The 26863-nt window shown below is 57.9% G+C and carries 31 protein-coding genes and 3 pseudogenes; 20 read left to right on the forward strand and 14 right to left on the reverse strand.

Translation table 11 applies throughout. The features are described 5' to 3' along the window. Positions 1-1082: type I secretion system permease/ATPase (locus NKJ80_RS00005; RefSeq protein WP_352496838.1), on the forward strand; the 1082-nt coding region annotated here is incomplete at its 5' end. Then, the gene (locus NKJ80_RS00010) at positions 1069-2382 is read left to right on the forward strand and encodes an HlyD family type I secretion periplasmic adaptor subunit (RefSeq protein WP_023724595.1); all 1314 of its coding nucleotides are present in this window, start codon (positions 1069-1071) and stop codon (positions 2380-2382) included. The genes NKJ80_RS00005 and NKJ80_RS00010, both read left to right, overlap by 14 nt. A 277-nt stretch (positions 2383-2659) precedes the next feature. Here the strand turns inward: NKJ80_RS00010 and NKJ80_RS00015 are convergent, their stop codons facing one another. Next, on the reverse strand, positions 2660-2857 hold the full coding sequence (locus NKJ80_RS00015) for a hypothetical protein (RefSeq protein WP_023750022.1): 198 nt from the start codon (positions 2855-2857) through the stop codon (positions 2660-2662). Positions 2858-3390: 533 nt separating this feature from the next. Here NKJ80_RS00015 and NKJ80_RS00020 point away from each other — a divergent pair. From NKJ80_RS00020 to NKJ80_RS00035, 4 genes and pseudogenes are all read left to right on the forward strand, one after another. Then, a pseudogene (locus NKJ80_RS00020) lies at positions 3391-3618 on the forward strand (helix-turn-helix domain-containing protein); the annotation flags it as partial. A gap of 75 nt (positions 3619-3693) precedes the next feature. After that, positions 3694-3930, forward strand: a complete 237-nt coding sequence (locus NKJ80_RS00025; RefSeq protein WP_023672248.1) for a hypothetical protein — start codon at positions 3694-3696, stop codon at positions 3928-3930. A gap of 23 nt (positions 3931-3953) precedes the next feature. Then, entirely contained in the window at positions 3954-4319 is a 366-nt protein-coding gene (locus NKJ80_RS00030; RefSeq protein WP_023672249.1) for a hypothetical protein, read from the forward strand. Further along, the gene (locus tag NKJ80_RS00035; RefSeq protein ID WP_023672250.1) at positions 4316-4576 is read left to right on the forward strand and encodes a PIN-like domain-containing protein; all 261 of its coding nucleotides are present in this window, start codon (positions 4316-4318) and stop codon (positions 4574-4576) included. The genes NKJ80_RS00030 and NKJ80_RS00035 overlap by 4 nt, the downstream gene beginning before the upstream one ends. Positions 4577-4590: 14 nt before the next feature. Here the strand turns inward: NKJ80_RS00035 and NKJ80_RS00040 are convergent, their stop codons facing one another. Beyond that, the gene (locus tag NKJ80_RS00040; RefSeq protein WP_023750018.1) at positions 4591-4959 is read right to left on the reverse strand and encodes a sunset domain-containing protein; all 369 of its coding nucleotides are present in this window, start codon (positions 4957-4959) and stop codon (positions 4591-4593) included. 777 nt (positions 4960-5736) lie between these two features. Between NKJ80_RS00040 and hxsD the strand changes: the two genes are divergently transcribed. The 4 genes from hxsD to NKJ80_RS00060 all read left to right on the forward strand — a co-directional run bounded on the left by hxsD (position 5737) and on the right by NKJ80_RS00060 (position 9354). Continuing rightward, the gene (gene hxsD / locus NKJ80_RS00045) at positions 5737-6069 is read left to right on the forward strand and encodes a His-Xaa-Ser system protein HxsD (protein ID WP_023672253.1); all 333 of its coding nucleotides are present in this window, start codon (positions 5737-5739) and stop codon (positions 6067-6069) included. 31 nt (positions 6070-6100) lie between these two features. Then, positions 6101-7519 (forward strand): His-Xaa-Ser system radical SAM maturase HxsB, encoded by a 1419-nt coding sequence (gene hxsB, locus NKJ80_RS00050; RefSeq protein ID WP_352496839.1) that lies wholly within the window; start codon positions 6101-6103, stop codon positions 7517-7519. Between the two features lies 1 nt (position 7520). Next, the gene (gene hxsC / locus NKJ80_RS00055; protein ID WP_050588172.1) at positions 7521-8687 is read left to right on the forward strand and encodes a His-Xaa-Ser system radical SAM maturase HxsC; all 1167 of its coding nucleotides are present in this window, start codon (positions 7521-7523) and stop codon (positions 8685-8687) included. Positions 8688-8799: 112 nt separating this feature from the next. Further along, a complete protein-coding gene (locus NKJ80_RS00060; RefSeq protein WP_023706350.1) occupies positions 8800-9354 on the forward strand; it encodes a PH domain-containing protein in 555 nt (184 codons plus the stop codon). 2309 nt (positions 9355-11663) lie between these two features. Here NKJ80_RS00060 and NKJ80_RS00065 read toward each other — a convergent pair. Next, the gene (locus tag NKJ80_RS00065; protein ID WP_023672259.1) at positions 11664-11855 is read right to left on the reverse strand and encodes a hypothetical protein; all 192 of its coding nucleotides are present in this window, start codon (positions 11853-11855) and stop codon (positions 11664-11666) included. A 367-nt stretch (positions 11856-12222) separates the two neighbouring features. On the opposite strand from NKJ80_RS00065, the gene NKJ80_RS31430 reads away from it, so the two are divergent. Further along, positions 12223-12456: a Y4oE-related protein gene (locus NKJ80_RS31430; protein WP_023699541.1), complete on the forward strand. Its 234-nt coding sequence runs from the start codon at positions 12223-12225 to the stop codon at positions 12454-12456. Between the two features lie 524 nt (positions 12457-12980). Beyond that, positions 12981-13387 (forward strand): annotated as a pseudogene (locus NKJ80_RS00070) (transposase); the annotation flags it as partial. A gap of 844 nt (positions 13388-14231) precedes the next feature. Here the strand turns inward: NKJ80_RS00070 and NKJ80_RS00075 are convergent. The 4 genes from NKJ80_RS00075 to NKJ80_RS00090 form a co-directional block, all read right to left on the reverse strand. Further along, a complete protein-coding gene (locus NKJ80_RS00075; RefSeq protein WP_023686079.1) occupies positions 14232-14579 on the reverse strand; it encodes a VanZ family protein in 348 nt (115 codons plus the stop codon). Between the two features lie 759 nt (positions 14580-15338). Beyond that, entirely contained in the window at positions 15339-15584 is a 246-nt protein-coding gene (locus NKJ80_RS00080) for a hypothetical protein (RefSeq protein ID WP_198032070.1), read from the reverse strand. Between the two features lie 661 nt (positions 15585-16245). After that, on the reverse strand, positions 16246-16479 hold the full coding sequence (locus tag NKJ80_RS00085) for a hypothetical protein (protein WP_050591009.1): 234 nt from the start codon (positions 16477-16479) through the stop codon (positions 16246-16248). A gap of 485 nt (positions 16480-16964) precedes the next feature. Further along, positions 16965-17117, reverse strand: coding sequence for a GNAT family N-acetyltransferase (locus NKJ80_RS00090; RefSeq protein ID WP_352496840.1), 153 nt, complete (start codon positions 17115-17117; stop codon positions 16965-16967). A 114-nt stretch (positions 17118-17231) separates the two neighbouring features. On the opposite strand from NKJ80_RS00090, the gene NKJ80_RS00095 reads away from it, so the two are divergent. Next, complete coding sequence (locus tag NKJ80_RS00095; RefSeq protein ID WP_050588655.1) at positions 17232-17417, forward strand: nuclear transport factor 2 family protein; 186 nt, start codon at positions 17232-17234, stop codon at positions 17415-17417. 68 nt (positions 17418-17485) lie between these two features. Here the strand turns inward: NKJ80_RS00095 and NKJ80_RS00100 are convergent, their stop codons facing one another. Further along, a complete protein-coding gene (locus NKJ80_RS00100; RefSeq protein ID WP_031193277.1) occupies positions 17486-17695 on the reverse strand; it encodes a DUF3072 domain-containing protein in 210 nt (69 codons plus the stop codon). Between the two features lie 237 nt (positions 17696-17932). On the opposite strand from NKJ80_RS00100, the gene NKJ80_RS00105 reads away from it, so the two are divergent. The 4 genes and pseudogenes from NKJ80_RS00105 to NKJ80_RS00120 all read left to right on the forward strand — a co-directional run bounded on the left by NKJ80_RS00105 (position 17933) and on the right by NKJ80_RS00120 (position 19997). After that, complete coding sequence (locus NKJ80_RS00105; RefSeq protein WP_352496841.1) at positions 17933-18850, forward strand: NADP-dependent oxidoreductase; 918 nt, start codon at positions 17933-17935, stop codon at positions 18848-18850. A gap of 205 nt (positions 18851-19055) precedes the next feature. Beyond that, positions 19056-19286, forward strand: coding sequence for a hypothetical protein (locus tag NKJ80_RS00110; RefSeq protein WP_352496842.1), 231 nt, complete (start codon positions 19056-19058; stop codon positions 19284-19286). Then, on the forward strand, positions 19286-19528 hold the full coding sequence (locus NKJ80_RS00115; protein ID WP_023669677.1) for a DUF982 domain-containing protein: 243 nt from the start codon (positions 19286-19288) through the stop codon (positions 19526-19528). Before NKJ80_RS00110 ends, NKJ80_RS00115 begins: the two co-directional genes overlap by 1 nt. Positions 19529-19713: 185 nt before the next feature. After that, positions 19714-19997 (forward strand): annotated as a pseudogene (locus tag NKJ80_RS00120) (PilZ domain-containing protein). Between the two features lie 369 nt (positions 19998-20366). Here NKJ80_RS00120 and NKJ80_RS00125 read toward each other — a convergent pair. Beyond that, a complete protein-coding gene (locus tag NKJ80_RS00125) occupies positions 20367-21113 on the reverse strand; it encodes a Crp/Fnr family transcriptional regulator (RefSeq protein WP_352496843.1) in 747 nt (248 codons plus the stop codon). Between the two features lie 483 nt (positions 21114-21596). On the opposite strand from NKJ80_RS00125, the gene NKJ80_RS00130 reads away from it, so the two are divergent. Beyond that, complete coding sequence (locus NKJ80_RS00130) at positions 21597-21923, forward strand: patatin-like phospholipase domain-containing protein (RefSeq protein WP_352496844.1); 327 nt, start codon at positions 21597-21599, stop codon at positions 21921-21923. Between the two features lie 192 nt (positions 21924-22115). On the opposite strand, the gene NKJ80_RS00135 is transcribed toward NKJ80_RS00130, so the two are convergent. Further along, on the reverse strand, positions 22116-22436 hold the full coding sequence (locus NKJ80_RS00135; RefSeq protein WP_352496845.1) for a hypothetical protein: 321 nt from the start codon (positions 22434-22436) through the stop codon (positions 22116-22118). Positions 22437-22463: 27 nt separating this feature from the next. Next, positions 22464-23549 (reverse strand): DUF3616 domain-containing protein, encoded by a 1086-nt coding sequence (locus NKJ80_RS00140; protein WP_084013093.1) that lies wholly within the window; start codon positions 23547-23549, stop codon positions 22464-22466. Between the two features lie 359 nt (positions 23550-23908). Here NKJ80_RS00140 and NKJ80_RS00145 point away from each other — a divergent pair, with 359 nt between their 5' ends. After that, the gene (locus NKJ80_RS00145) at positions 23909-25048 is read left to right on the forward strand and encodes a glycoside hydrolase family 25 protein (RefSeq protein WP_023703407.1); all 1140 of its coding nucleotides are present in this window, start codon (positions 23909-23911) and stop codon (positions 25046-25048) included. A gap of 70 nt (positions 25049-25118) precedes the next feature. On the opposite strand, the gene NKJ80_RS00150 is transcribed toward NKJ80_RS00145, so the two are convergent. Then, complete coding sequence (locus NKJ80_RS00150; RefSeq protein ID WP_352496846.1) at positions 25119-25298, reverse strand: DUF982 domain-containing protein; 180 nt, start codon at positions 25296-25298, stop codon at positions 25119-25121. Between the two features lie 565 nt (positions 25299-25863). On the opposite strand from NKJ80_RS00150, the gene NKJ80_RS00155 reads away from it, so the two are divergent. After that, positions 25864-26322 (forward strand): hypothetical protein, encoded by a 459-nt coding sequence (locus NKJ80_RS00155; protein ID WP_023669674.1) that lies wholly within the window; start codon positions 25864-25866, stop codon positions 26320-26322. Between the two features lie 89 nt (positions 26323-26411). Here the strand turns inward: NKJ80_RS00155 and NKJ80_RS00160 are convergent, their stop codons facing one another. Together NKJ80_RS00160 and NKJ80_RS00165 are read right to left on the reverse strand one after the other, a co-directional pair. After that, complete coding sequence (locus NKJ80_RS00160) at positions 26412-26621, reverse strand: DUF768 domain-containing protein (protein ID WP_023669673.1); 210 nt, start codon at positions 26619-26621, stop codon at positions 26412-26414. A gap of 28 nt (positions 26622-26649) precedes the next feature. Then, on the reverse strand, positions 26650-26811 hold the full coding sequence (locus tag NKJ80_RS00165; RefSeq protein ID WP_023669672.1) for a hypothetical protein: 162 nt from the start codon (positions 26809-26811) through the stop codon (positions 26650-26652). Positions 26812-26863: the final 52 nt, after the last annotated feature.

Genomic DNA, 26863 nt, shown 5'->3' on the forward strand with positions numbered 1-26863 from the left:
CTCTCTCGCAAGGGCCGATAAGCGATACCGTTGCCCACAACATGGCACGCAATGGTCTGCTGCAAGCAGCGCGTTGCAATGCCGACTTGCGCCTGCAGGTGCAATCGGCCATTCTTACCGTCGGTGCGTACCTTGTCGTCAGGCAGGAGGCTACGGCCGGGGTCATGATTGTCAGTTCGATCATGATGGGGCGTGCGCTGGCTCCGGTCGATCTGGCCATTTCAAGCTGGAAACCCTTCCTCATGGCGCGCCAGAGTTGGGCGCGGCTGGAGGACCTCTTGGAAAAGGTTCCTGAAACCGCTCCTGTTGTGCCTATGCCTGCACCTGAACGCGAACTGCGCCTCGAAAGCGTGACAATTGTTCCGCCCGGCGAAAGCAAGCCGACCGTGACCGGCATTGCGTTTGCCATTCAGGCGGGAAGCGCACTCGGGGTCATCGGTCCATCGGGCTCGGGCAAGTCGACACTCTCGCGCGCCATCGTCGGCGCATGGACGCCGGTCGCCGGGAAGGTTCGCATCGACAGCGCAAGCCTCGATCAATGGGACCGGGAAGCACTAGGCCGTCATATCGGCTATCTGCCGCAAGGTGTTGAACTGTTCGACGGCACCATTGCCGAAAACATTGCTCGTTTTGAACATGATCCTGACCCTGAGGCTATTGTCGCCGCGGCGAAAGCAGCGGGCACGCACGAACTGATCCTCCGATTTGAGCACGGATACGAAACTCCGATTGGTGAGGTCGGATCGGCACTTTCCGCCGGGCAGCGCCAGCTTATCGGTCTTGCCCGTGCCCTTTATCGAGACCCGTTCCTTGTTGTGCTGGATGAACCCAATATCCATCTCGACGCGGAAGGCGAAGCTGCAGTCGCTAAGGCGATCGCCTCTGTGCGCGAGCGCAAGGGCATTGCGGTTGTTGTCTGCCATCAGCCGAGCGTCATCCGCGCCGTCGATTTGGTGTTGGTGATGGAAGGTGGACGGCAGCGATCATTCGGTGCGCCTTCCAAAGTCCTGAAGGCCATCGAGTCTACACAGGATAACGTGGCAGAGCGCGCTGACATGGAGGATACCGGTGTCCGGCATTGATCAGAACAATGACGTTTCAAGCTCCATTCGCCGCCACCTGGTGGCGGGCTTTCTGGCGAGCGTGATCTTTGTGGGAGGAGCCGGAGCCTGGGCGAACTTCACGAATCTCTCCGGTGCGGTTGTAGCGTCCGGACACTTTGTCGTCGTTTCCTATGTCAAGAAGGTGCAGCACCCGACTGGCGGGGTGGTGGGAGAAATCCTGGTGCGCGAAGGCGATAAGGTAAAAGCCGGCGACATCCTCATGCGGCTCGATGCCACCCAGGCGCGCGCTAATCTCGCCATAGTCACCAAGCGGCTCGATGAGCTGGCCGCCTACCTGGCAAGACTCGATGCTGAGCGTGACGATCTCGCGGAAATCCCCTTCCCGGACTGGCTACTCGCCCGAAGAGATGTTCCGGACGTAGCTTCGGCAATAGATAGCGAGACGTTGCTGTTCGAATTCCGCAGGCAATCCCGCGACGGGAAGCAGGCGCAATTGGCGGAACGCATTACTCAATATCACCACGAGATCGAAGGACTCAAGGCGCAGGAAATTGCCTGTGAAAAAATGATCGAGGTTCTCCAAAAGGAAATTGCTGTTCTAAGTGGGCTGCGCAACCAAGGCATTGTCTCGGACCAACGGTTGAACAGCCTGAAGATCCAGGTTGCCACTTTCGGTGGCGAACGCGGTGAGAAGATCGCAGATCAGGCACAGACGGCAGCCCGCATAGCCGAAACGCGCCTGCAGATCCCGCAGATCGATCAGGATTTCAAGTCGGAAGTGGGCCAGGAGCTCAGAGAGGTTCAGGCGCAGGTCGGGGAGTATGTTGAGCGCAAGGTGGCGGTTGAACAGGAACTGCGGCGGATCGATATCGTCGCGCCGCAGTCAGGCACCATTCAACAACTCGCAATTCATACGGTCGGCGGAGTGATCACGCCCGCCGATCCGATCATGCTAATCGTGCCGGAAGGCGACGATCTTGCGCTTGAAGTACGAATCACCCCGAAGGACATCGACCAAATCCAGCTTGGTCACAAGGCCGTGCTGCGGATGTCAGCCTTCAATCTGAGAACCACGCCGATATTGAACGGATATGTCAGCCGGATCGCAGCCGATCTGGCGACGGATGAAAAAAACGGCATTTCGTACTACCTGGTGCGCCTGTCGGTTCCGCAGGCGGAACTGACGAAGCTCAAGGGCCTGACGCTCGTGCCCGGTATGCCGGCCGAAGCGATGGTCCAGACGGGTGAGCGTACGGCGCTTTCCTATTTCGTGAAGCCGCTGTCGGACCAAATCAGTCGGACATTCCGGGAGGAATGAAATAACCCACAAGAATCTATTGTTGCTATTTCTGTTGGTTGTCCGCATGCTATGTGCGTGGTAAGATCTGAAAGCACAGACATTTCCTACTTGCCTCTGGGCACCGCTTGTTTCTGTAATATTCAGCTGATGTTGCACCATGTTGCAACTGAGTATCCTTGGTTTCCAACGGTTTTTACTGGTGCGCGGCTGATGGACGCGACATGAAACGCGACATGAAAAACCCGCCACCAGCCGCAGCGGGCTGTTCGTTTCTCTTCTGCGGAATGAAAGTCAGTCAGTGCCGCGTGGCTGACATCGCCTCGAACATATCCCAAGCCGCATCTCGGTTTCGGTGCTTGCCGGGAATGGGGACCCAGCACTGCTTCGCAAAGATCCGAGCTTCTAGATCGTCAGGATGCGTATCGGTCACAAGCGCCGCCCAGTCCCACTTCCGGGCTTCGCGGCGCATCACGTCGACCACAAACCATCGCATGGCAGTTTCCTTCTGAACGAAAGATCATTGCCGTTCACTCAGCGGCCTGAAGTCAACGCCGACAGTCTGCAAGACGAGCAGCGCACGCGTGGCTGGCGAGGGCACCGTTTCCCATGTCGGGCTACAACTCTCGGTCATCGTAGCGGGAAATGGTAATGCGCCGCAAGAGTGTTGCAGGGCACGAGGGCTGTTTGGCGGTAGGGGTTGCGCTCGCGAGGGTAGATGTCGCGCATAAGCAGCAGACGTTCGAAGAACAGCCACTCACTGTAGGCTTGCAGCAGTTCCTCCTCGGAGGGCAGAGGCGCCGGTTGCGGCGAGACATGCGCCGCGGCCGCGCCTCTTATGGCCGGAATAGAGGCGATGGCACCGAGCAGGGCGCGGGAAAATCTTCTAAAGGGAAGGCAGCGGCCATAGCTTCGCCGGCCTCCAGAAGAGGGGTGTTAGGCATTTGGGTCTGCATTTGCGATAACGTTGCACTAATGGTATAAGGCTGCACGTATCGTACAGTCACTTTAATGTAAGGTTTAACTAAAATGACACTTTCGCCATCTCAATGCCGGGCAGCCCGGGCGCTTGTTGGATGGTCGCAGGATCAGCTGGCAGCGGCCTCCCAGGTGGCCAAGACGACCATTGCCAATTTCGAAGCTGGCAAGCGGACGCCATACGACCGCACGTTGGTCGACCTGCAGGCCGCTCTGGAGGCTGCCGGGGTTGAGCTCATTCCGCAGAATGGAGGAGGCGCCGGCGTGAGGCTGGCAAAGCCGTAGCCGGGCCGGCGCTTGCGTTCGCGCTCAACCGACGCGAAGCTGCCTTTTGAGGAACGGGAGGGCATACGTATGGCAATCAGATATCGGGCGACGACAACGATCCGGCTCAACACGGATGGCAAATGGGGTGCTTGGATGTTGATCGTGTCTCCGCTGGTGCAGGCGATTAGCTGGTACTACTATTTTGCGAAGCCGGACTATGGATGGCTCGGCCTTATTGCCCTCACCAGCGTGACAGTGCCCTGCGGCTTCGTGCTGCTACTGATCGGCCGCGACTATGACAGTATCGTAGACGAGACGAACTGACGCCTCGCCGATGGAGCGGCGCGATGCCCAAGGACAATACGTCTGGCATGCAGCGGGGGGAGGAAGACCTAGGCTGGCGCGTCCCGATGGGCTTTGCCGCGTCGCTCTGGCTGCATTCCTGCATAGAGCGGACGTTCAAAGACCTGGATATCGAGGATGACGCGGTGGCGCGCTGGCGGCCCTTCAATGGCAAGCAGTCCATCGTGATCGACCCCCATCGTTCGTTCGGTCAGCCGATCGCCTCCAAATATGGCGTCCCGACCGTGGCGCTTGCGCAAGCTGTAGAAGCCGAAGGATTTGTGGAAAAGGTGGCGCGCCTTTTCGATGTCTCAGCTACCGCTGTTAGAGACGCCATGAAATTCGAAGAGAGCCTTCAGAGTGCCGCGTGAAAGCCCTGGTCGACGAAAACCTGTCGCCCGCTCTCGCCCGTTCGCTAAATGCCCTGTTCGCCGGGGAGCATGAGATCGTCCATATCAGAGAGAAGTTCGGCCCCGGCGTGAAAGATGTGGCCTGGATCGCCCAGCTGAGCACGGAGGGGGCGTTGGATCGTCATCTCTGGCGATCGACGCATTACCCGGAACTCGCGGGCGGCGCGATGTTCGAACTTCCAATAAAGAGCACGCGCATCGAGCAACTGAAGGTGTAGTCTAAAGGCAATCGCTACACTTTCGCTTTCCGCCAGCCCGCCCACCACGCTTCCCATTGTGAGCAGAACCAGCGCTCTCCTCGAGCTGGGTTGACGCGCGTAGCAGAGTAATATTCCTGCCCCGGCATATGGTAGATATGCTCGCCGCGCTCGTTAATGTTGCCCTTGATATCGCAGCCCGCCTCGCGGACAGCCGCGTTGCTGGCCGACGAATCGCCGCCATGGTGAACGCGCGGCAGCTCGTGCCGATCGTCGCCGACTGCAAGATAGCCCGCGGAAGTCGCCCCGAGCATCACCAGAACGGCGGCGAGACGATAGCGGAAAAGCGAGCGCCACCAAGGCCGTCGCCTCTGCAACCTCCTGGCATGAACAGAATTGCCCATGATCCCTTCCCCGAGGCGAGAATGCATCGTCTGAAGCCGGGAGTCCAGTATCAGGCCGCAGCGCTGTACCCCGCTTCCTTGATGCGGCGCCCGCGACGCTCAGGCGCGAGACATGGTCGGCACGACCGCTTCCCTCCTGATGGTGGCGCTTGGCGCCTGGCCCTATCGCTCCCGTGAGAGTAGGCCAGGAGGTCAGGCAGCGTGGCATGTAGGACTATGGTCCGCGTTGCGGCGAACCCCATCAAGCGGAGATCGCCAATGGCCCAGAACCAAACCTTCCGAACAGCTGTCTCGGGCTGAAATCCGAGCGCTTTCTGGCGGCAGCCGAAGCGGCTGCAAAAGAGCATCGTCGGGCCGCTTCTGCGATCGATTGCGCTCAGAAGACGGACCCCGTCAACTCCACAATACAAGTATTTGACCCGGAACATTAGTGGTCCCTTAAGCACTTCTCCACAAGCGGTACTTGTCCGGCTTGGCGCGTTTTGCTAATGAGTCCGTACAAACGGGGGTTTGGATAATGTCGAAACGCAATTTCCTGTCACCAATGGCCTTGTCGGCCACGATGATTCTCGGCGGCCAAGTTCAGGCTGCAGTCCTTGTCGAATCGGCAAATCAGCCTTCGACCAAGCTCGCTGAAGCTGGCACTGTCCCGGCGGACCTCGGCTACGGTGAGGTGCTAGATCGCTCAAATGGTACGGACGTTATCATGGCGTACCACACCAGCCATTCGAGCCATGCTAGTCACGGGTCTCACTGCTCTGGCTACAGCTATTGTTGATGGCGGACACCCCTCGCGAGAGCGAGCTCGTCCAGACTGCCCAAGTCAAGTTTGATCTGTCAGTCTTCAGCCTCGACTGTGTAAAGCGCGCAGCGTATCGGGTAACCGGCAACGCTGCGGTTGAGATCACGATCGAGGGCGGCTTCGCAGTATGCACGATCAACTTCAGCAAGGCGGCCGCGCGAACTTCGGCCGACGCAGCGGTAGAAAGACTGCGGCTAGAGGTCTTGGATCAGGACCTGCGTAGCAGCATCGCCGCCGAAACCGCCACTGTTAGAAACGCGATACTGGCGCTTGCGTTTTCCAGATCGGGCCTGCAGTCCGATGACTAAGTTTGCTCCGGCAACTGAGTTCCAACGACCGTTGGACGACACTTATCAGCTCGCGTACTTTCGTTTTTCCCAGTTGGACGACGAGCGGTATGTGCTGACCAACCAAGCGGGCGAATATCTGCTATTGCCGCGCGCCGTGCTGGCTTCGTTTATCAGGCACGAGCTTCCCAGCACACACCCCGCCTACTCCCGCCTGCGCAGCAGGCAGTTCCTCTTTGGTGCATCCTCCAATATCGGCAAGGAGCTGCTGGCGCTGAAGGTTCGGACCAAGGCAAGAAGGCTTGAGAACTTCACATCGCTTCACATCATGGTCGTGTCTTTGCGGTGCGAGCACTCCTGCCCCTACTGTCAGGTATCTCGCCAAAGCGAAGATCGTTCAGCCTTCGATATGTCAGAGGAGACTGCCGAGAAGGCGTTGGCGCTCATTTTCCAGTCTCCAAGTCCGGCTATCAAGATCGAGTTCCAAGGCGGCGAGCCGCTCCTGAATTTCCTGTTGATCCAACACGTCGTGCATCGGGCTGAAGCGATCAACAAGGTCGCCGGGCGGTCGCTGCAATTCGTCATCACGACGAATCTCGCCGTCATCACCGACGAAATCTTGGAATTCTGTCGCGTGCACAGGATTCTAATTTCAACGTCGCTCGACGGAGCGGCCACTCTTCACAATGCCAATCGACCGCGCCCGGGAAAGAACAGCTACGAATTGGCTGTGGCAGGTATCCACAAGGCCAGACTGGCTCTCGGCCATGAACGCGTCAGCGCACTTATGACAACGACCAAAGCCAGTCTTCCACTGGCGCGCGAGATCATTGACGAATACGTGCGGCTAGATTTCCCCGGAATATTCCTTCGGCCGCTTTCCCCTTACGGCTTCGCGGTCAAGACGAAATCGTACGCAGCCTATGACGTGGACCGCTGGCTCGATTTCTACTTCGACGGGCTGAATTACATCCTGGAACTGAACCGTAACGGCATTCCTTTCAAGGAGTTTTACGCGGCCACCATCCTTACAAAGATGCTCACGCCTTTCGAGCCAGGATATGTGGATCTTATGAGCCCGGCAGGCATCGGTATCTCCGCCGTTGTCTATAACTATGACGCCAGCGTCTACGCGTCCGACGAAGCACGAATGTTGGCCGAAATGGGCGGCAAGACATTTCTGCTCGGGAATGTCCACGAAAACACCTATGGCGAGATTTTCGGGTCCGACGCTCTCCTCGATCCTATCGAGCAATCTTTTGCAGGCTCCGTACCGATGTGCGCCGACTGCGCTTACGAGCCGTTCTGTGGCTCCGATCCAGTATTCCATACCGCAACGCAGGGCGACTTTGTTGGCCTCAAAACGCGGTCGGGATTCTGCAATCGCAATATGTCGATCTTCAAGAGGCTGATCGACCTTATGGAGAGGGACGTTACCGCCCGAGAACTCTTTCTAAGTTGGGCGAATTAGGATGTTGCGACTGAGTGGCTTCGCTGTGTCAGCAAGCGTCGGTGATTTCTCACAGCGAGTGGCACTTAGGCTCGTGACGGGCCAAGCTGACCAAGCGCCTAACCGAGAACATGATGCGTATCTTTTCAAGGGGCAGACGTTTCATCCTGAATGCCAGTGGGTTGTCACCTTTGAGGAGCATCGGCCGGAAGCTGAGCGACTGTTTTCAGACCGACGACTAGTCGTTCTGCCCCACGAGTTCGACTACCTTAGCGAAGGAGACGTCATCCGCTTTGTGCCGGATCGAAAGGCAGTGCGTGTCCTGTTCAGAAAGGATGCCAACGCGAACTATTTCCTCGTAACGGAGCGGTGCAACCACCTGTGTTTGATGTGCTCCCAGCCACCCAAAGACGTTGATGATCGCTGGTTGGCGAGGGAGATTTTGGATGTGCTGCCCCTGCTGCCCGTAACGACCCCGTTTCTCGGGATCACTGGCGGTGAGCCAACGCTGGTGGGTGAGGACTTTTTTGACATTTTGTCATCAGCTCGTGACCACCTTCCGTCTACGCCGGTTCATATTCTTTCCAATGGCCGGACGTTCAAGGATCGGCAATTCGCAGAGCGCTATCAAGGGATTGGACATCCTCGTCTTTCGGTCGGCATACCGATCTATTCCGCCGACCCGGAAGTTCACGACTACGTGGTTCAGTCCAAAGGCGCCTTCGATGAGACCATCCGCGGGATCATGAACCTGAAGGCCGTCGGGGCTGAGGTTGAGATACGAGTTGTCGTTCACAAGCAGACCTATGAAGGTCTCGTCGACCTGTCAGATTTCATTTTTAGAAACCTCACCTTCGTAGACCACGTGACGTTTATGGGACTGGAGATCACTGGCTTCACAAGGGCAAATATGGATAAGCTCTGGATGGACCCGTACGACTATCGAAGTGAGTTGCGGGCGGCTGTGCAATATCTGGCTGCGGCTAGGATCAATGTTTCAGTCTACAATCACCAGCTCTGTCTTCTTGATGGCTCTATCCACAAGTATGCAAAGCGGTCGATTAGTGACTGGAAAAATGCGTACTTGAACGAGTGCACAAGCTGCTCCAAGCGCGCCGAATGTGGTGGCTTCTTTTCATCTAGCCACCTTGCACGAAGCTCCCATATCTCGGCGTTTCAAACAAAATAGAACATCAGATTGGTTGAAAATTACGAAAGCCGTTCGCCCGGTGGGATAACCTAGCCTAAATCTTAGAAATACAATCTGTGCGCTGCTGACTCGGATAGCGATTGGAGAGAATATGACCTTCGATTTTAAAAATGCGTCCAAGGCGGAGCTTCGAATTGAGTATAAACGTATCGCCGATGAAATCGGCGACGATCAATTTTTTACAAAGAAAGAGCTAAATCACCTTCCGGAGATTCTTTCAGACGGTGAGCAGGTATTGGCATTCACTTCTGGGCTCATGGACGGCGACACGTGGCTCATCACCCTGACAGACCGACGTATCATCTTTCTCGACAAAGGAATGATCTACGGCCTGAAGCAGGCCAGCATAGGCCTTGACAAGGTAAATGCTGTTAGCGGCAAAACGGGGCTCATCTTTGGTTCGATCACCATCGAAGACGGAGCTTCGCAGCGGCACATCAGCAACGTTTGGAAGAAGACTGTTGTCAAATTCGTCAATAAGGTTAGGGATGCACTGGAGCAGAGAAGGCAGCCAGCTCCAGTCTACAATCAACCGCAGGGTACCGACGTGGTGTCAATGCTTGAGCGTCTCGGCGCTTTGAAGGCGACCGGAATCATCACAGATCAAGAATTCGAACAGCAAAAAAGAAAAATACTGGCAGGATAATGGAATTTACAGGGGTCGTTGTCGGGATTATACTCTTCATCTCTATTTATTTTTGCGTCGGTATTACCCTGCGCTTCATTTGGGAGTGGTGGATACTCGTTATGTCGACCCCATCGCTTTTTGCGGCAGCTCTGCTGTACGGGTGGATTGGTGCACTTGTATCCATAAGCCTTTGGGCCTGGACGCTTACCTTGAACAACTCGTGGCACTCGAGTGCGGTGTATTTCAGAGGCGCAGATTGGCTTGATAGGCGGTTTAACTTCAAGGATACCTAGCCGCTGCGGTTCCTCGCGCCCAGAGCCGTTATGACTGTTGGCGGGGCTTTAGTGTTTTTATCGAGGAAATTCAATGAAAGTAAACGTCATCGGATTGACGGCAGCATTTCTACTCGGCTGCACCGCTTCCGCATACGCTGATTGCTTGGGTGAAAGCGACTACAGGGTCTGCACAGATTCCTATTCCGGCAAAAATGGGGATCAACATGTGAGATCGTACGATACCGAAGGAATAACTATTCGATTGACACCGAAACTCTTCGCTTTCCGAACGGAGGCCAAGAGGTCACCAGTAGCGATAGCGAAGGAAACTCCTACTCCATTCGCTCCTGGACAGACAGCACCGGAACTCATTCCGTGGACACTGAAGGCAACGAATGCACCATCACGCCATCAGGTACGATGATGGGATGCGGGGAATAGGTGCGATGCGATGAAGAAGTTCGGCGTCTTTGGCTGCACTGGTTGCGTAGCCGCCATTATGATAGGGTGGCTGCTCGGTGTGCGCATATTGGTAGTTCAACCGATCGGAGCCATTCCTGAGGGTGTAACTGCCATAGTATATGGGGTTCCGGATCTGCATCTCGTTGACAGTCCGGATGCCATCTGCCAACGAACCCAAGGGGGCGTCAGTCTCCTATGTAGAGGAATGACAGCTGCGGCAATTGCCAACCACGGCAAGATCCTTGCTCGGCTACCCTACAGCGAGATGCTTTTTCGTCTTAGCGGCGCTCCCGTTCTTGACCGGTAAGCCGGACGGCTTTCGATTTGCGCATATGTTGTTGTTGCACATCAGGGTATACTTGGAAGTGACACCAAAGCGTCGGGTTCAGCAGGGTTGCGCTGGGCAGCCCGGTCAGCGTCCGACACTTGCGGACGCTCCGTTATAAGACATTCCCTCTTCCTCTCGGGGGCGCGCGCGCCACTGTTCGACCCGCTCGTCGACCCATCCTACGAATGGAGGCCAGGACTTCGACTTCTGGCCGTTTATGGACCGGCCGCTGGGTTGCTTTTCGGCATCGACACATCAAGAAGCTTTGGACGCCTACGAGGTAGTGGCAGCTCGCTGAAGCGCCTAGCTCGCCTAATCACTTCGGATAAGATCGTGGTAAAGCGAGAGATATACGAAGCTCCGCCAAACGGGGGGTGCGGCTCGCAGCAGCAACAAATTTGCGTCAGGCTTCACGGAAGCTCTTGAAAAGATATGCCGAGCGCAAAGACCATACCCAGCCGTGGGACATGGCCGGTGCAGTTGGGGGTGCTTGTGGGGCTTAACCGCACCGGCCACTGCGGGAAGATATAGGGACCCCCACTCCTCTGCCTAAGATATAGGCATATTATCAAGCGAGCAAATTATCTCGCAATGCCACCTTGAAGGCTCAACCGCGAAGCCAACTTAATTCCGAGAGAGCGGACGGAACTGGTGAGCGCTTTGTCGAACCCCGGAAGCAGTGAGCATCTTTGGGCATTGGACCTTGCCGACCTGCGCAAGGAGTTTGGAAAGTTTCGTCAAGAGCGCGGGACAACGCCCCTTGAGTGGGACGAGCACACCAAGCTGTTCCTTGAAGAACGACGGGAACGCCGCCGGGAACCGGATTTGTCCGAGCCGTTGGGGAATGGCTAGGCTAGCGTCGCGATCATCATTCACCTTCCGGCGTGGGGGTCTTGTTGTCAGCCCGTCGAACGCATGCACACACACCCCCCGGAACTTTTGCCGGGTCGCCGTGTTCGTTGGTGATGACGAAAATTGTTGACCTTGGACCGCCTAAGCCCGGCAAGCCACATGACGCTGACTGGCCGGAGCATTTCCATGCGTGCCCCATCTGCGGCCAGCAGGTAGACCGACACGACTTCCGGCAGGTGATGTGGCACGAGCAGCCCGATCACGAGCCGCTCGATCTCAACCAATAAAAAGCCTGCCGCCCTTCCGGCCGCGCGGGCGGACGACAGAGACGTCACACCGCAAGCCTCACCAGCAATGGAACAATCGGCCATCACCGTCGCGGCCCTGAGGGTACCCAGCCGCAGGAGGTCCTAAAGCCGCACAACCTTGTCGAGATGCAGGCGTATCCGCTGGCCTTCTGCGAAGGCCAGTGCGAACGATTCCAGGGCGAATGAGCGTGTAATTTCCTGGTCAGTTTCAATGATGCGGACGACCCATTCGCCACTGGCTCCGACCACTTCCACGCAAGGCGCGGCCTTGCAGATTGGCACCACGTTGCCCATCACGTCCTCCCTACGAAAAGCAATGGCGAGTCGACTTAAAACCGTCGTAGCCGGTTGATCAATAACAATTGCTTGTTCGGATCGGACGAACCAACCTGGATGGGCAATACGACCGGGGGCTAATGCCACTTCGGTCAGGCGAACCCTCCGGGGAACCTACCGTGAGATAACCTCTGCTTCAGGTCGTTGGCATTCAGGATGGCGGCCAGCTCTTCGGCATACTCCATCGGGAAGGTCGACAGATGGGTGGCCCGCTACAATAGCCGGGAGCCCGGTGAACACGTCGAATACCGTCCACGTCCCATCCGGTTCCTGCCTTTCGTCGTACCGCAGAGTTGCCATGAGGGGATCATATAGTCACCCTTAGGTGTTGGGAATATTTGGTCCACGGAGGCTCGCGATCCGGAGCGCTGATTTCGCCGCTTTGAAGATTGCCGATCTCGTCGACAGAGATCAGGCCGCTCAATCTGCGATCGAACTTTATGGGATGGAAGCACCGACCGCCGTGGCGCACTGCGCTTTGGAGGCGCATTTCGACGGTCGACCAGATGACTACCGCTTTTGGTGCGATGTCTTTCACCAACTGAGAAAACCAAACTGACGGAACTTTGCCGCAGCATCTTGTTCGGTCGCGCATGGCTAGAATAGCCGACCTTGGACCGCCTATCCCCGGCAAGCCACACCAACCGCAGGACTGTGACGATCGATTTCACGCATGCCCGATCTGCGGTCAGCAGGTCGACAAACGCGATTTCCGCCAGGTGATGTGGCACGAGCAACCAGATCACGATCCAATTGAACTGGATCAGTGAGGCAGGAACAACTTGGCAGCCTTCAGGGCCACGTCACACTAGGAATGAAAGCGCGGGCCGGACCCTTTGCCGCCGGCCGGCAGCGGTAAGGCATCCTCACGAGCGCTGCGGTGGACCAACTTTTCCATTTACGCGTTGTTCCTAAAGCAAATGAAAGGTCATGTCCCATCAGGTGGTGTAGCTCGGCGGTAGCGAAGCCGCTCACGAGCGCGCCGTTAGCAGCGCTGTAGCGAGCGAGCGGCGTGTGGGTGGTCATCGGCGCTTTCCGGTAGGGTTTGGTTGTTGACGCCAACCCATTTCGGAAGGACCACCGATGACCGACGACATGATGAACCTGCGCACTCGTGGAGAAGACCCCGGAGCCGATCTGCTGCGGGAGATGATCGGGCTTTGCCGCCGAGCGACTGATGGAAATGGAGGTGGGCGCGGCCACCGGCGCCAGCTATGGCGAGAAGAACCCGCTGCGGCTCGCCCAGCGCAATGGCTACCGCGACCGGGACTGGGAGACGCGGGCCGGCACGGTCGAGCTGCGCATCCCGAAGCTCAGGAAGGGAAGCTACTTCCCAGGTTTCCTCGAACCGCGCCGCATGGCCGAGAAGGCGCTAACCGCCGTCATCCAGGAAGCTCATGTGCAAGGCATCTCGACCCGGTCGGTTGACGACCTGGTCCATGGGTATGAGCGGCATATCCAAGAGCCAGGTCTCGCGGCTGTGCGAGGAGAGGCGCGGGTCCAGTGTCTTGGCGGGCGCGATCGACGACCTCATTATCGACCTGTCGACGCTATCATTCGTCGCCGATGCTTACGGAGACCGCATCGCGAAGGCGGCGCGCATGCTGGCTCGAAAAAGACTATTGAAGATCAAGTTGCTCGCACCTCGTCAGAGCATCGGAGCGGCCAAATAGAGATTGGTGGTCGCTACGAAAAACGTGTCGACCTGCTCGGTGCTCCGAGCGCATCGAAACCTCTCGCCATCATCGGTTCCGTACGGACGAAAGAGCCGCCTGACCCTGCGACCAGATGAAAGCTTGGACTTGCGGCAGACCGCAAGCAGTTGGAGCTTGAATTGCCGACACACTCTCAGGAACCGTTGCCGGGATCGCACTCCATTGGTCGTCGGCCCAGATCCGGCGCGCGTCGCTTAAGGTGCCGGTCGAATATGGCCAGCTTCGCTTCGTAGCCGATCCGCACTCTGGACCTGCAGCTATCGCAGCTGAAACCGGCAATCGTTTTCAGCCAGGATCCCCTTCTCACCATTGGGCACGAACAGGAGGGGCATTGGAATTCTATCGGTACGTCGCGCAGTTCATTTGATAGAGGCACTGTGCATGTTCTCCTCAGCGGCACGGCCACTGCAACAAAGTAGAAGGAGAAATGTTTCCGGCTTCGGCCATTTGCGCGAAAGAATCGGACCTAAGTCTAAATGGTGAGCGGCCTGAAACCCATTCGCCTTGCTATCGGCCTTTGCGTCGGAAAATGAAATAGCGAGGGTGATCGAAGGCGGCCCCGGGCGTGAGGCTGGCAAGTGGGGCCAAGACAGCGGCGGTAAAGCGGAGCCTGTGGCGATCAAATAACCGGTTCGCCCAGAATCTCGTTCACCCAGCTCATAGTTCTCAGCCCGTATGCCATTCCTGCGCAGTCGGCAAACCAGTCGAAGACACTCATGTCACGGCCTGTGACGCATTGAAGGATTTCGATCGCTGCGCCCGTTAAAGCAAGTAGAACCGCCAGCCGGACCACCTGTTGGGGCCAGCCGAGGCTACCCAAAGCCGACAAGGTGGCGAACGCGGCGGCGTGGTTGAGCTTGTCGTGATGAGACGTAAGGGCCAATCCGAGGGCGTGCAGCAAGTGGTCTGGCAATAGCGCGAGCAACAGGACGACCGCCAACGTGGAGAGAAAGGCAGCCCTTGCCATGCGCTGATAAAAGCTCCACTGCGGCAATCTATCCGCAGCACTCCCGGTTCCTAGTTCTCGCTTCCGATACTGGTGCACTAGGCAGAGCTCCAACCTGCATCTGAGCTACGAGCGCGAACAACTGGCATGCTTAACAGGCCTCCTGATGTCATCAGGAAGTTGCATGAAACAGCCTATGTCACTCTGGATGGTTCCATAGGGCGCTGCGAATGTCGCCCTCCATTGTGATGAGGCCGAGGGTTTCCTGCCGAAAAGACGCGGCGGAATAGGCGAGCCATTGGTACCGCTTGCGCCCAGGTGCGATGCGTATCGTGCCGGGCACGGCTGGGCTGGAGCGGAACTCTTTCCAGCCTTGGCCCGGCTGTCTTTTGCACCCTGATGTTGGGCAGCCGGGCCGACTCCCTTCTGAATTCAATTATCGTCGGCGTGGCGGCTAACAGACGAAACCGTTATTTAGTCTGGTCATCCCTGCCTTGGTGATCTCGCCTTTACAGATTCTAATCCTGGACGCTAAGCCAGCAGCGGCCACTCGCTGCTGTCCAATCAACAAGCTCCAAACATCAGGTTGCGCTTGTATACAAAAAAAGCCGGCCACCTTTCGGCAGCCGGCCAGTGCAAACAAGGAAGGGAACGTTGCACTGATGGGGCAGTGCACCGTCCGAAGCGTTTCCAGGCGACAATGTTCCACCGATGAACAAAGAAGGCTTCACCGCCAGCGCACAATCCCCTTAGCCGCGCTGTGTTGCCGTCGCCTAGTGTCTAAAGGCCTTTAACCAGCCAGGGATCGGTGTCGTATCCGAGGCGCGGCTTTTCCGGCGTTCCACCGGCCGGCAATTTGGCGGTTCCGGTCGGCCTGCAGTCCAGCTCGAGCACCTGCTTCTTGGCCGAGTGCTTCGTAGAGCAAAGGTCCGTGGCGTCACTCACCACCACCTTCTTCTCCTTGGCAACAGCGACACCAGTCACAGCGATCACGATCGCCGCGCAAAACACAGCTACTCTCATCATACTCCCCACGTTGTGCCTCCCCAAAAAGGCTGAGCCTGACGTTACGGCACATTTAAATTAGCGCAAGCGAATATTAGCTGCCTAGTCCCTTCACATCGGCTCTGGTCGCCTCCCCCTTGCTGCCGGCGCCTTGCGATACCGGCAGCGCGATATGGTAGGATGGGCGCATGCCTGCTCATGATCGGAGGGCCGATGTTCATGACTTGAGCTCGACATGGCAGAGGGCTGCAACCGTCAAGTTTCCCAGGTCGTCGTGGCGATGAACGATCGCGTCGAGGATCGCTTAATAAGCGGCGTTTACTAGGTTCCGCTGGTCTAGCCCTACGCGATCACACCATAACCACGTGATGACAAATCAGCCATGTGTGTGGCGCGGCGGGCCTGTTCCGCTTGTGGCCGGCGCCTACCCACCCGGGTTCCCCAACCATGGCGTCGGCCATTTTCGTTCTCTCAGCGATTATAAGCCTTTGCTGTAGGCCTATGTGTTGGCTGGACGGTGAGATCGCTGTTAGATCGCCTCGTTCGTTTGGATGTTTCGCTGGCGTTGGGAGGAGGCGCATATGTTCGCCAGCCGGCGGATACCACACCGCCCCACCGGTCAGGCCCAGCGCGCCCGCTGCAAAGTCCCGCAGACGGCTGCTGGGCCGCTGGCGGGCAGCGGCTACTTGCTGACGATCCAATCCACCAAGCCAGTTTCGATCAGCTCGAACCAATCGTGCACCAGGGCCTTGGCTAAATCGCGCCATTGACACTCAGGCGTACGGGAGACGGCAACAGTAGAAGGGTCGGCATCTTCCCAGCCTCGCGCCACGTCATCGCGATGACGTTGACGAAGGCGCATCAGCAAGGTGGCCGTAGTGGCCGCTTGAGCGATATCTATGGGCGTTGCAACCATCGCAGCCTCCCTCAAAGCGATGGCAAACCCCTCACTAGTAAGCCCGCTCAGACTCTCTCTGCAATCAAAAAAAGAGTTGTCCTCGCTCCCTGTTCTGTCATCGCAATGAAGGACGACATCTTCGAGCACCCGCAGCACACCTGTCGCATGGAAAAAGCTGTAGGCGTTTATAGGTGCTTGGGGAATCCGCCGTTTGTTTGCGTTGTGGAGCGGGACAAAGCAAGTTACTCACTCAGGCTGGCTACCGTGAAGCGGGGCACCAGCCCGACTTCCACGCGTTGCCGTGGGAAGCTGAACACAGGGCCGTCAAAGAAAGGCAAGGTGGACGCGACGGCGCTCGCTGAACGCATTCGGGCGCCGGCTGCGTTCGCGTTCACACCCGGCGCTATGTCGCTTCTAGGCCCGCTCTGTCGCTACTTTGTGCGCAGCATATTGTGGGAACTCTGCCTCGCCCACGCACTCAGTGGCTGACCAGAACGAGCGCATCATCGGCCTAACCGTTTAGGCTGTAGAATTTGTGTGTGCGCTCGTATCGAGATGCGGGTGATGTCGCAGCCGAAACGCGCTGCTTCCTTCTCGATCCGCCCCATCAGTTTGGCGCCGATACCAGCACTGCGCATCTCGGCGTCGACAACCACATGGTCGGCCTACGCCCACTTTCCGCCCATACCCGGTTTGCTGATAGAGCGGGTAGATAGCCGCGATCTCTTCGAGCTCCATGGCTGAGTGTCGATGCCTATGTCGGCGAGGTGATGAGTGCGGCCTTGCCGCCGAACACCAGCCCCAACTGGGCAGTCGCATCGCTCGACATTACGGGCGATGCAGCCACTGCGAAGGTCGAGGACGAATTTGGAACCACAAGGTTCACCGACTATCTTTCTCTGCTCAAGATCGCAGGAGAATTGAAGATCCTTAGCAAACTCTACCACCTTCACTAATACGACCGTCCAGATCAGAGGCCAAATACCGCAAAACTGACCAACCTGTCGTAGGTCTCCCAGCGCCTTTAGAGCTTGAGCTCAGTCCTTAGCGCGTCGATTCGCTTCGAGGCCTCGGCTTTGCTTAGATCTTCGGCGTAGCTTCTGTCGTCGCCCGCCTGCTCACATAATGTTTTCAAGTAGGAAGCTTGCGACGGAGTCATTGGCTCGTCTCCCGTCGTCCATTCGTCAGGATCCTTGCTGATAGCTTCGCCTTTGGCTCGGGGTGTAGTTTGCATGACGCTCTCCATGTTGGGAACGGCACAACGCATTTGATCTGCTTTTGTTCCACATGCCTGAAGTGTCTGAGATTGCGATGGCAGGGGTGTTCACGAACGCAAGTTTACCCGTGCTGGAAGAATCCGACGAGATTGCTTAGCTTCCGCTCGCGGTCGCCAACGATGAACTCAACGCCAACTCGAGACATCGAAGACCCTCCGCGCCCGCAATTTACCCCAACGGTGAGGAGACGCCCCATGAAAGCAATCGTAGCGACGGACCTGACTGCAGGAACGGCCGGGATGAAGTTGGTGGAGCTGCCCGAGCCTCGGGCGGCAATTAACGACGTGGTCGTACAGGTTCATGCGGCAGGATTCGTCAACACCGAACTGGAGTGGCCCTCGACGTGGGCCGACCGAGCCTTCCGTGACCGGACCTCTTCGATCCTCGGCCACGAACTGGCTGGTGTGGTCACTGCGCTCGGCTACGGCACTACGGGGCTTTCTATAGGTCAGCGGGTGTTCGGCCTCGCGGACTGGCATCGCGACGGCACCCTCGCCGAGTATGTTGCCATGGAGGCCCGTAACCTCGCGCCGCTGCCCGGCGATGTCGACTTTACGGTGGGCGCTAGCCTGCCGATCTCCGGCCTAACCGCATGGCAGGGGCTGTTCCAGCATGGCCGCATCAAGGCCGGGCAGAGCGTTCTCGCGCATGGCGCTGCCGGTGCCGTCGGTTCGATGGTGGCGCAGCTTGCCAGGGAGGCCGGAGCCTATGTGATCGGCACCGGGCGGGCCGCCGACCGCCAGAAAGCGCTCGACTTCGGTGCAAATGAATTCCTCGACCTCGCAAAAGACACCCTTGAAGATGTCGGCGGCGTCAATCTGGTGTTCGATGTCATCGGCGGCGATGTCCAGAAGCGATCCGCAACGCTCGTCCGGGCCGGAGGTATCCTTGTCACAGTCGTCGGACCAACGGATATTCGACCTGCAGACGGCTTGGCGGTTGACTTCGTCGTCGAGGCTGATCGAGCCCAGCTTTCTGAGATAGTGCAGCGGATCCGCGATGGACGACTGCGGACGAACATCGGCAAGGTTTCGAGCTTGGATGATGCCATCGGCACCTTCAACTCAACGGACCGACGCGCGGGCAAGACCGTTGTCCGCGTTCGTCCGTGAGAACTTGGGAGAGAGGCGGGCCCTCGCTCCTTATGGTCGCGTCGGCAGCTGACACGGTGAGGTGCAAATCAGCGCCTGTCGCGGGATTTAGCCATCGTAGGGCGGTGTTTGCGGGAACCTACTTTGTACGTTTCCGACTCTTGCCTTTTTCGGAAAGTGACCCACAGAATAGCTGATTGAGGTTCTATCTCTCTGGGAGGATGGGATGGACATTCAAGCACCTGTTCGGCCTACGCAGCAAACGGCCAAGGAGCTGGTCCGCGAGGTCCTGTTGGGCTCTCAACCCGGCGACATTATTTCCGTCAAAGCGACCATTGTAGCGGTCCGTGAGCGCGGCGGCGATCTTCTCGAAACTGACTGCCAGTTAGTCGAAATGATCGTTCGTGCAGCCTCAGCTTGGGGACTGTTCATCGCCTTTGACGTTCGAGAGGCGTGATGCCCCACCGTTGGTTCAACCCTCCAGTTTATGTGAAGACCGAGCGCCCGGGACTTCGCCTTGGCGTCAACCGGGTTGATGCCGCCGCCGAGGAGCTCCTAAAGTGGTCCAATCGTGGCCCCAAGTGGAGGCTGGCGGCCGAGGCTTGCCTATCTGCGATGGATGGCAAAATGCCGGGTAATGACTTCCGGCTGCTGTTCGAAGCCGCGGCCGATGAAGAGGAGATGCTGCTGCCGGATTAACAACGCTATACGACGAGCCCATTCGGGTCTGTTCGCGTTGCGAATTCACCGGCGCAACGGGCATTTATGCTGTCCGTCTCCGTCGTCAAACTTTAAAGTGAGACACTAACGAGCGACGACCTAGATGGACAGTTATTCGCCGGTGCGCGTACCATATAGGGCCGCGGGTGACCGATGGAGGTCACATGGTTGATGAAGAGCATCGCCGCGAACGGAGGCAGCGGGTGCTGAAAGGCGCCTCAATCATCAGCGGAATCACAAACTCCGAGATCAGTTGCACCATTCGGAACCAAAACAGTGGCGGAGCTGAACTCAAAGTCCCGGTGGAATCGCGTGTCCCCGAGCGGTTCGTGCTTTACGTGCCGACCGACGGCGTTGCCTACCAAGCAGTTCTGCGGTGGCGCAGGAACGACCTAATCGGGGTTCAATTTATAGGAGCGTGCCAAAGCCGCGTCTCCACTATGGCTAAGCCTATGCCCGGGATGCACAGACTCGGGAATTTGGACATTCTCCGGCGCTCCACACGTGTTCCATGGCAGTCATACTTTAGAGGTTACCCCCCGGCGAACCTTCGCTTCAGGTCGACACGGTGAGAAGGCTGACGAGATCGCGGGAATATTCCTCGTCCAGATATTCAGCCGGAGCGCCCACACGTTCAGGTTTCGTCGGGTTTCTTCCTGAGGCCGTATCTTTGAGAAGTGACTCCGTTGCTAGGTCATTCTGCGGTTCAGTTCTCAAGCAGCGATTCGACATCGTGTGGGAGTGCATGTTCTTGAGCAGATTCGGTTCCAAGTATCGCGAGGGGTTGGCTCAGCGGCTGGTGAGCGACCCAGCAGGCTCAGAAACCGGCACCCGTCTGCGCAGGCCTATGATGCAGATAGGTAGAGTCAAAATCTGCGGCGCGAACGAGCCCTGCCCAGTCGGGCGCATGAAAACGCGAGCCAAGGGTAGATATCAGACCGTCGCGTCTAAGGTCCTGAAGCACTCGGTTCACGTGCACGGAGGAGAGGCCAAGTGCGTCGCCAAGTGCAGCCTGCGTTATGGGGAGATAGGCCACATGATCTTCAATGCGACCGACCGAGCGAAGGCGGACAATAAGTTCGCAAAGAATGTGAGCCATACGAGAGTAGGCGTCGCGCCTTCCGACGTTGGTGACCCACTCTCGATAGATCGCCGCATCGATCACAGTGGAGCGCCAAAACACTCTCGTTATCGAAGAGTGCTGGTCGCAAACGGCGCGAAGTTCGTCGTGCCGCATGAAGCCCACCCTAGCGGGCATGAGAGGGGTGAAAGTGCAATCCATGACCGACAAATGCAAACCATGCAGGTCGGGAATGTCGCCCGGAACAAAAAAGGAGGAGATTTGACGCTTCCCCTCCCCGGTTAGTTTGATCGACCCTATTAAGCCTTCAAGAACGACGAACGAAAGGCTCGGCTTATCGCCCTCGCGCAGAATGTCTTCGTTGGCCTGATATCTCTTCTCCTGAATCGAGATGTTCCCCAAGGTCGCAATGTCTGATTCTGCGAGTTCCGAGATGGCTTGGAGCTTGCGGATCAACATTTTGAAAGAATGATCATGTGCCATCAAGAACCTGTTCGTGTTTGCTCCCAACTTTTAGTTGGCGCTAATGTTCCCGCTGCCTAGAGGAGACGAAGGCCAATGGTCAGTGCGTCGATGATGCGCGCAAAGTTCAGCTGTCCTCAATCCTTTTCGCCTGCCGCAACCTAATTCGAAACGGCTGGATCACAACCTGCTTTCCACCGGATTAACGAGTGCTATTGCGCGCCAGGAACCTTAAGAGTTCGCAGCCGTTCAACTGTTGGGGCGCACGAAGCAGGCTTCAATGTCATCGGGTTCCGTGCTGATCATGGAGACGTCGAGAACTCTCTCCGGGAGGCCGGGTTCGAGGTGGTCGCCGGCTTAAAAGGGCCTTCAAGCGATTGCGACTTTCGATCGTGAGCCGGAGCGAGTTGTGGCTCTCCTGACAGATATCAGACTTGGGGACGGCCCAAGCGGGTGGGATGTGGCCCGGCACCTCCGAGGCGCCGATCCTACTATGCCAGTTATATGACAGCGTTGGTCGATGCCATGGCCTGCTACGCAATTGACCGACATCAAATCGACATCCTGTCTCTCGGCTGCGTTGAATTGGAGTTCGCCTTCACCAAGGACCAAATCGCCAAGGGCGGTATCAGGCACTGGCGCGAGATCATTTCTGCCGCCATGCGCCTGCAAAGCCAGAATGCACTGGGCCAAGCTGGGCTGCTGGTAGGACGAGACCGTCTACTACGCGTCGACGGAGCACCTATGAAGTCTAATCCGATCGACCTCGACGACTACACCGGTCCGCCGCAGAGTTACCTGTTATTGCTGCCTCACTGGTCAGCAACATGAGGAACGGCTGGCCGCGCTTTTCGTTGCGCCGCGTCCACCCTACAAAGCGGTGTATGGGCCAAGGTCTCAGGACCCGTAAATAGCCACCTGTTCTTCGCACGATGTCGGCTTTCAGAAACCGCCTAAAGCGATCCCGATATTGAGCGCAATGGCCATCCGTTCTGATTAAGTCGTCTTGGCCAGCCGTGGTCTTCACTCGACCCCGCATGATGAGGTATGACCAAGAAGGATGTAGACTAAACCGGAAGAGACAAGGTGCAGGTGCAAGGCATTGAGAGAAATAGCAGGAACCGAACCAATCCACAGGAATATTTTGTTGGTATTTATGTTGGTAGCAGATGCGGCTAACATTCCCCTAAGTATCTGAAACCAAAACGGGATTTTCTTCACTTGAATTCCGCCTCTGGGCACCATCACCCTAGGGTCCATTCCGGACACATAGCTGAGCAATGCCTCCGCGCTGCACATCGCGGTGTCAGCGCCGCCAGTGAGTTGAACTCCGCCTGCAGCCATCCGAAACGCCGCGCCGATTAGCGCCGGTTATTTCAGTCCGAACTCGACCGGCGTCGGCTGACCGCCGGCCGGCCCATCGAACAGCAGAAGCGCGCGCAGCCTGCCATCGGCCTCGCCGAGCGGCAGCAGCGCTTCCGGCTTGATCTCGGCGCCATAGCCTTCGAGATCGAGAAGCTTATCGGCCTGATCGCCATCGGAGAACACTGAGTAGTCGCCGAGCTTGATGGGCTGGCCTTCGGGCGGGTCGTTGACGGGACCGGCGAGCACGAGCAGCTTTCCCTGATAGGCGAGAAGATCGCGCACGCCGCGCGCATGTCCCTCGCCGTCGACTCCGAGTTCCAGCTTCAGCAGGGTCGCGCCGCCCGGCCCGTGATCGAACAGCATGCCGAGCGGCACCGACAGGATGACGGCCCGGTTGCCCTCCAGAACCGGCCCGCGCAGCCCCGCCAAAAGGGCGCCGTCGCGCACCGCCACGCCCTCTATGGTGAGGCCGTTTTCCTCAAGCGGGCTTTGGGCGAAGGGCGCGAGCTCGGGCTGGGCGCGCACGATTGCCGGCAGTTCCGTCGATCGCCTCTTTTCCGGCTCGGCCATGAGCTTGCCGGTCGTCATATCGATCGAATCGGGCGCAAAGCGAATGCGGAAAATCTCACTGCTCGCCATGACCCTCGCCTCGACCTCGGCGGCGGCGTCGACGCCGGATTCATGGCGCGGCCGGCCATGTGAACCTATGACATAGAAGGCTCCGCCGGCGAAGGCCACGCCCTCGGCGTCCAGTTCGAGAGGCTTGCCGACGAAACTGTCGTCGATCAGCCGCACGAAATCCCCGGCGATCAGCTTACCGTCCTGCAGGATGATGATCTGTGCCCCTTGCGTCTCGTCATCGGCAATGAGGCAAAGCCGCGGGAAGCCACTTTCCGTCGCGCAGGCAATGCCGCTCACATCCTTGGAATTCTTGCTCTCCGATCCCTCGAGATTCTTCGGCTTGCCTGTCAGCTTGCCCTGGATCGTCCAAGGTTGCGGAGCCTGCGCAAGCGCCGCTCCGCTCCAGCCAACCGCCAGGCACGCAGCCACAAGCGAGGCGCTTAGTTTGCGAGAGTCAATCGACCATGTCATGGCGCTCAATCCATCCGCCCGCCCGTCAAGAACATGCCAAACGCGCGATGCGGCACAGCCGTCGGGAACGGGTGGAGCAGACGATTGACTTGCTTTGTCCGTTTTGAACAGCTTCTTCCGAGCGCGTCGTATTTAAACGGGATCCTGCGACGCACTTCAAGTCTTTGTCTCGATACACGCTCAATTCCTTCCATGGCATTCAGGTATTTTCGAAGACGCTGAAATAGCCACTGGATTTTTACAATAGATCAAAGTAACCTTCTCCTGTCGGCTTCTCACTTTTGAATGATCGTTGTCTATTTTCGTGCGGCGCAGTAGCACTGTGCTGGGCAAATTCTGATATTTATGGAGGCACTGGCATGTCAGGCATTGTGCGCGTGTGGATTTTTGGAATGTCGGTGCTTTTCCCGATCGCCATGAATTCGCCGAGTGCCGCGAAATCGCTCGAATGTACCTATGAGGGGCAGGCTGGCGTCGATGGCAGCCGGCTTATCGAAATCAACACAGAGCATTCGAACTATTCTTACCAGATGGTCGCATCAAACCCCGAAGATCTTGAGGCAGAGGGCAGCACTTCCTCTGACGCCACATTCGTTGAACTGGACGGCGCCCTCGCCGCTCTCGTTCATGTGAAAGGTTTGATGCAAGCGGGCGAAATCACCACCGAGACGCCGGCCCTCACAATTTTTTACGCCGGAGCGGACGGTAAGTTCGTGGAGGTGACGGACGGGGCCATCGCCAAGGGTACCTGCGTGGCCGGCAATGGCGAGGAGGCTGCACGGCAAGAGGCGCCTTCCGATACTTCTGATCCTTTTTCAGCGCCTTGGGAAAATTCGCAGAACGCAATCGTGCTCGATCCGTTCAAGGGCAACGGCATCGTCTGGCACAAAGTAAAGACGGACCGGCGCGTCGCCGCGGTTATTCACAAGGCGACGCAGGGGCTCGGCAGAGATTCCGCATATGCCACCCGCAAAGGCGAGGCAAAGGCGCTCGGTCTCAAATGGGGCTCATACCACCTCCTGACAAAAAGCGACGTTGACCGGCAGATCAGCAACTACCTCCAGGTGGTCGGAAACGATACGACAGAGACCCATGCCGTTGATGTGGAATGCCTTTCCACGTCCTCAGACTGCCAGGATGGAACGTTCAAGGTCACTTTCGTGCAGATCGAGAGCGCGCTTCGCAGGATGAAGTCGGAGACTGGACGGTTTCCGCTGCTCTATGTGAACCATTCCGTCGCCAAAGAGCTCTCCCGCCACTGGCACGGCTCGACCGAGTTCGGCGGCGTCCCGCTCTGGTATGCACGCTTCAAGCGGCACGTAACCGACTTCCCCGAAGGGCCTTGGCACGGCTACACGCTCTGGCAATTCTCCAGCGAGATAAACTGCTCTGCTGCTTCCTGCCCATACCGAGTACCGGGGACCGACCCTGACATGGACCTAAATGTCTACGGGGGGACCGTTGCGGCACTTCAGGCAGCGTGGCCTCTCGATCATTGAGTAGGCCGGGAAGCCACGGCCTGTGCCCCACAGCACGATTTGAACTGACTTGAGCGGTGGCCGCTCAAGCCTAGGCGTCGCGTTCAACGAGGATATCGGCCTCGATCGCCGCATTGACGAAGGCAGCGCGGGCATAGTGCGCCTCTTTCAGGCCTTCGAGAACGCCGAGGCAGGCCTTGCGGGCGGCGACGTGATAGCGGCCCGTCTTCGCGGGCCAGCGGTTCATCAGGATGTCGGCGGCCTGCGCCACGCGTAGATGGTGTTTCCGGACCTGCCGAGCGCCACGCGAACCGGCTCATCGACATGCTGGTCTTGCATGCTTCCCCTCCCGAACGCGATCGCGAGTCAATTCGGCATGCACTGAAATGGTTCCAGAAACGAAAGAAGCCCGCCAGCCTGAGCCAGCGGGCTTTCTGTTGATCAGCAAGTCTCGCGCTCAGTGGAGGTCTATATCAAGTCTCGTCAGTGGATGGCGGAACGTCAATGGTTCCGCCGCCACCTGACGTAGGCGAAGCAACATGCGCCGCAAGTTTGCCCTTCCGGTGCAGGACCGGCTTTTCGTATACTTCTTTCATTGAAATATGCCCCAAGGCCCAAACGCCCGGCGCAACCCGCGCCTCCATCAGCCCAATGTCAAGCAAATACGAAAACCGGCGCAACGCGAATGACAGGCTTGCCGCGATAGGAGATGGCGGCGTCCAACATTTGCCGCCCAATGAAATCACTTTGCGCCCATCGGCCAAATGGCGGATTCGCTTTGCTTGGTGATCCCCTCCACCTAGGGCAAACTGCCTGCCGGGGCTGCAGGAGGAGAAATGCGAGCACGCGCAGCTACGATCGGCGATCTCGAAAGTGTCTTCCGTGATCTGTCCACGCGGATGTCGGACGAGTATGTGGCCGCCGGCAAGGACAGCAAGGTCGCCTACGACAATCTGATGATGAATTTGAAGGAAGGCCGAGCGCACGCGCTGGTCGAGGGCGACAAGACGGTGGCGATCGTCGCCTGGCACGAGAACAGCGACGCCGCCGACACGCTGTTTGCCGCGCAGGAGGGTTTCTTCAGCGCCGCGACGGTCCGCTTCTGCAGGCGCCACATCCGCCACATTCAGGCGCTGGCCGGCAACCTTCCCATCCACTCGCGCAGCTGGCTGCAGCGGGCCGACGTCGGCAAATGGTTCCGTGTCATCGGTTATGTCGAACGCGGCCGAGAGAACGGCGCCACTGTGTTCGAATTGCCGCCGGCACGGGGAGCGTCAGCTGCGCGGGCTGCCTAGGGCTGCGCACCCACGGATGCCATCACGGAAAAGCCCCCGCCAGGATGGCGATGGGCCAATATCGCCTGCAATGGGCTCATATCGGGGGCTCAGATATCGGGCTGATCCAGCGCCTCGAAAATCACCCGTTCCAGCGGACCGAGATCCTCTTCGATCTCGCTGACCTCAAGGCCTAAATGCCGAGCATCCAGGGCAGCTCGCGTGGTTAGGGTTCGAGCCGTTGCCTTGTCGGCAGGCAGTTCGCCCGGCAGGTGCTCGTGGATCCAGCCCTGCAGGAAATCAACGCCGCGCTCGCTCATCGATTTATCCCTTCCCTTATCTGGGGGATCATTCCCCCAGAATGACCCCAGAAGCGACGATCTGAGCCGTCAGGCTGGTGAGCCTGCCTCGCTTCACGAGCGTCGGCTTTTGGTAGATTTTCTTCATGGCGGTGCCTTTCGCGACAAATCGCTCGTCGGCAACAACGTCCGTCGCGGGGCAGCGTTCCATGGCGGGCTGTTGAGCCCGACCCCCTGACACATCGTATTTGAGAACAGCCCCG

It is taken from the genome of Mesorhizobium sp. M0030 (assembly GCF_040323695.1).
GTDB lineage: Bacteria > Pseudomonadota > Alphaproteobacteria > Rhizobiales > Rhizobiaceae > Mesorhizobium.

Excerpts from the sequence above, each read along its gene's own strand:
- NKJ80_RS00060 (WP_023706350.1), top strand. The coding sequence starts at position 8,800 with ATGACCTTCGATTTTAAAAATGCGTCCAAGGCGGAGCTTCGAATTGAG.
- NKJ80_RS00115 (WP_023669677.1), top strand. The coding sequence starts at position 19,286 with ATGCCCCACCGTTGGTTCAACCCTCCAGTTTATGTGAAGACCGAGCGC.
- NKJ80_RS00135 (WP_352496845.1), bottom strand. The coding sequence starts at position 22,436 with ATGGCTGCAGGCGGAGTTCAACTCACTGGCGGCGCTGACACCGCGATG.
- NKJ80_RS00125 (WP_352496843.1), bottom strand. The coding sequence starts at position 21,113 with ATGGCACATGATCATTCTTTCAAAATGTTGATCCGCAAGCTCCAAGCC.
- NKJ80_RS00140 (WP_084013093.1), bottom strand. The coding sequence starts at position 23,549 with ATGACATGGTCGATTGACTCTCGCAAACTAAGCGCCTCGCTTGTGGCT.
- NKJ80_RS00080 (WP_198032070.1), bottom strand. The coding sequence starts at position 15,584 with ATGATGAGAGTAGCTGTGTTTTGCGCGGCGATCGTGATCGCTGTGACT.
- NKJ80_RS00165 (WP_023669672.1), bottom strand. The coding sequence starts at position 26,811 with ATGGAACGCTGCCCCGCGACGGACGTTGTTGCCGACGAGCGATTTGTC.
- NKJ80_RS00065 (WP_023672259.1), bottom strand. The coding sequence starts at position 11,855 with ATGGGCAACGTGGTGCCAATCTGCAAGGCCGCGCCTTGCGTGGAAGTG.
- NKJ80_RS00100 (WP_031193277.1), bottom strand. The coding sequence starts at position 17,695 with ATGCAAACTACACCCCGAGCCAAAGGCGAAGCTATCAGCAAGGATCCT.
- NKJ80_RS00040 (WP_023750018.1), bottom strand. The coding sequence starts at position 4,959 with ATGGGCAATTCTGTTCATGCCAGGAGGTTGCAGAGGCGACGGCCTTGG.
- hxsD (WP_023672253.1), top strand. The coding sequence starts at position 5,737 with ATGGCGGACACCCCTCGCGAGAGCGAGCTCGTCCAGACTGCCCAAGTC.
- hxsC (WP_050588172.1), top strand. The coding sequence starts at position 7,521 with ATGTTGCGACTGAGTGGCTTCGCTGTGTCAGCAAGCGTCGGTGATTTC.
- NKJ80_RS00015 (WP_023750022.1), bottom strand. The coding sequence starts at position 2,857 with ATGCGATGGTTTGTGGTCGACGTGATGCGCCGCGAAGCCCGGAAGTGG.
- NKJ80_RS00025 (WP_023672248.1), top strand. The coding sequence starts at position 3,694 with ATGGCAATCAGATATCGGGCGACGACAACGATCCGGCTCAACACGGAT.
- NKJ80_RS00110 (WP_352496842.1), top strand. The coding sequence starts at position 19,056 with ATGGACATTCAAGCACCTGTTCGGCCTACGCAGCAAACGGCCAAGGAG.
- NKJ80_RS00075 (WP_023686079.1), bottom strand. The coding sequence starts at position 14,579 with ATGGCAAGGGCTGCCTTTCTCTCCACGTTGGCGGTCGTCCTGTTGCTC.
- NKJ80_RS00130 (WP_352496844.1), top strand. The coding sequence starts at position 21,597 with ATGACAGCGTTGGTCGATGCCATGGCCTGCTACGCAATTGACCGACAT.
- NKJ80_RS00105 (WP_352496841.1), top strand. The coding sequence starts at position 17,933 with ATGAAAGCAATCGTAGCGACGGACCTGACTGCAGGAACGGCCGGGATG.
- NKJ80_RS00160 (WP_023669673.1), bottom strand. The coding sequence starts at position 26,621 with ATGAGCGAGCGCGGCGTTGATTTCCTGCAGGGCTGGATCCACGAGCAC.
- NKJ80_RS00095 (WP_050588655.1), top strand. The coding sequence starts at position 17,232 with ATGAGTGCGGCCTTGCCGCCGAACACCAGCCCCAACTGGGCAGTCGCA.
- NKJ80_RS00030 (WP_023672249.1), top strand. The coding sequence starts at position 3,954 with ATGCCCAAGGACAATACGTCTGGCATGCAGCGGGGGGAGGAAGACCTA.
- NKJ80_RS00085 (WP_050591009.1), bottom strand. The coding sequence starts at position 16,479 with ATGGTTGCAACGCCCATAGATATCGCTCAAGCGGCCACTACGGCCACC.
- NKJ80_RS00155 (WP_023669674.1), top strand. The coding sequence starts at position 25,864 with ATGCGAGCACGCGCAGCTACGATCGGCGATCTCGAAAGTGTCTTCCGT.
- NKJ80_RS00145 (WP_023703407.1), top strand. The coding sequence starts at position 23,909 with ATGTCAGGCATTGTGCGCGTGTGGATTTTTGGAATGTCGGTGCTTTTC.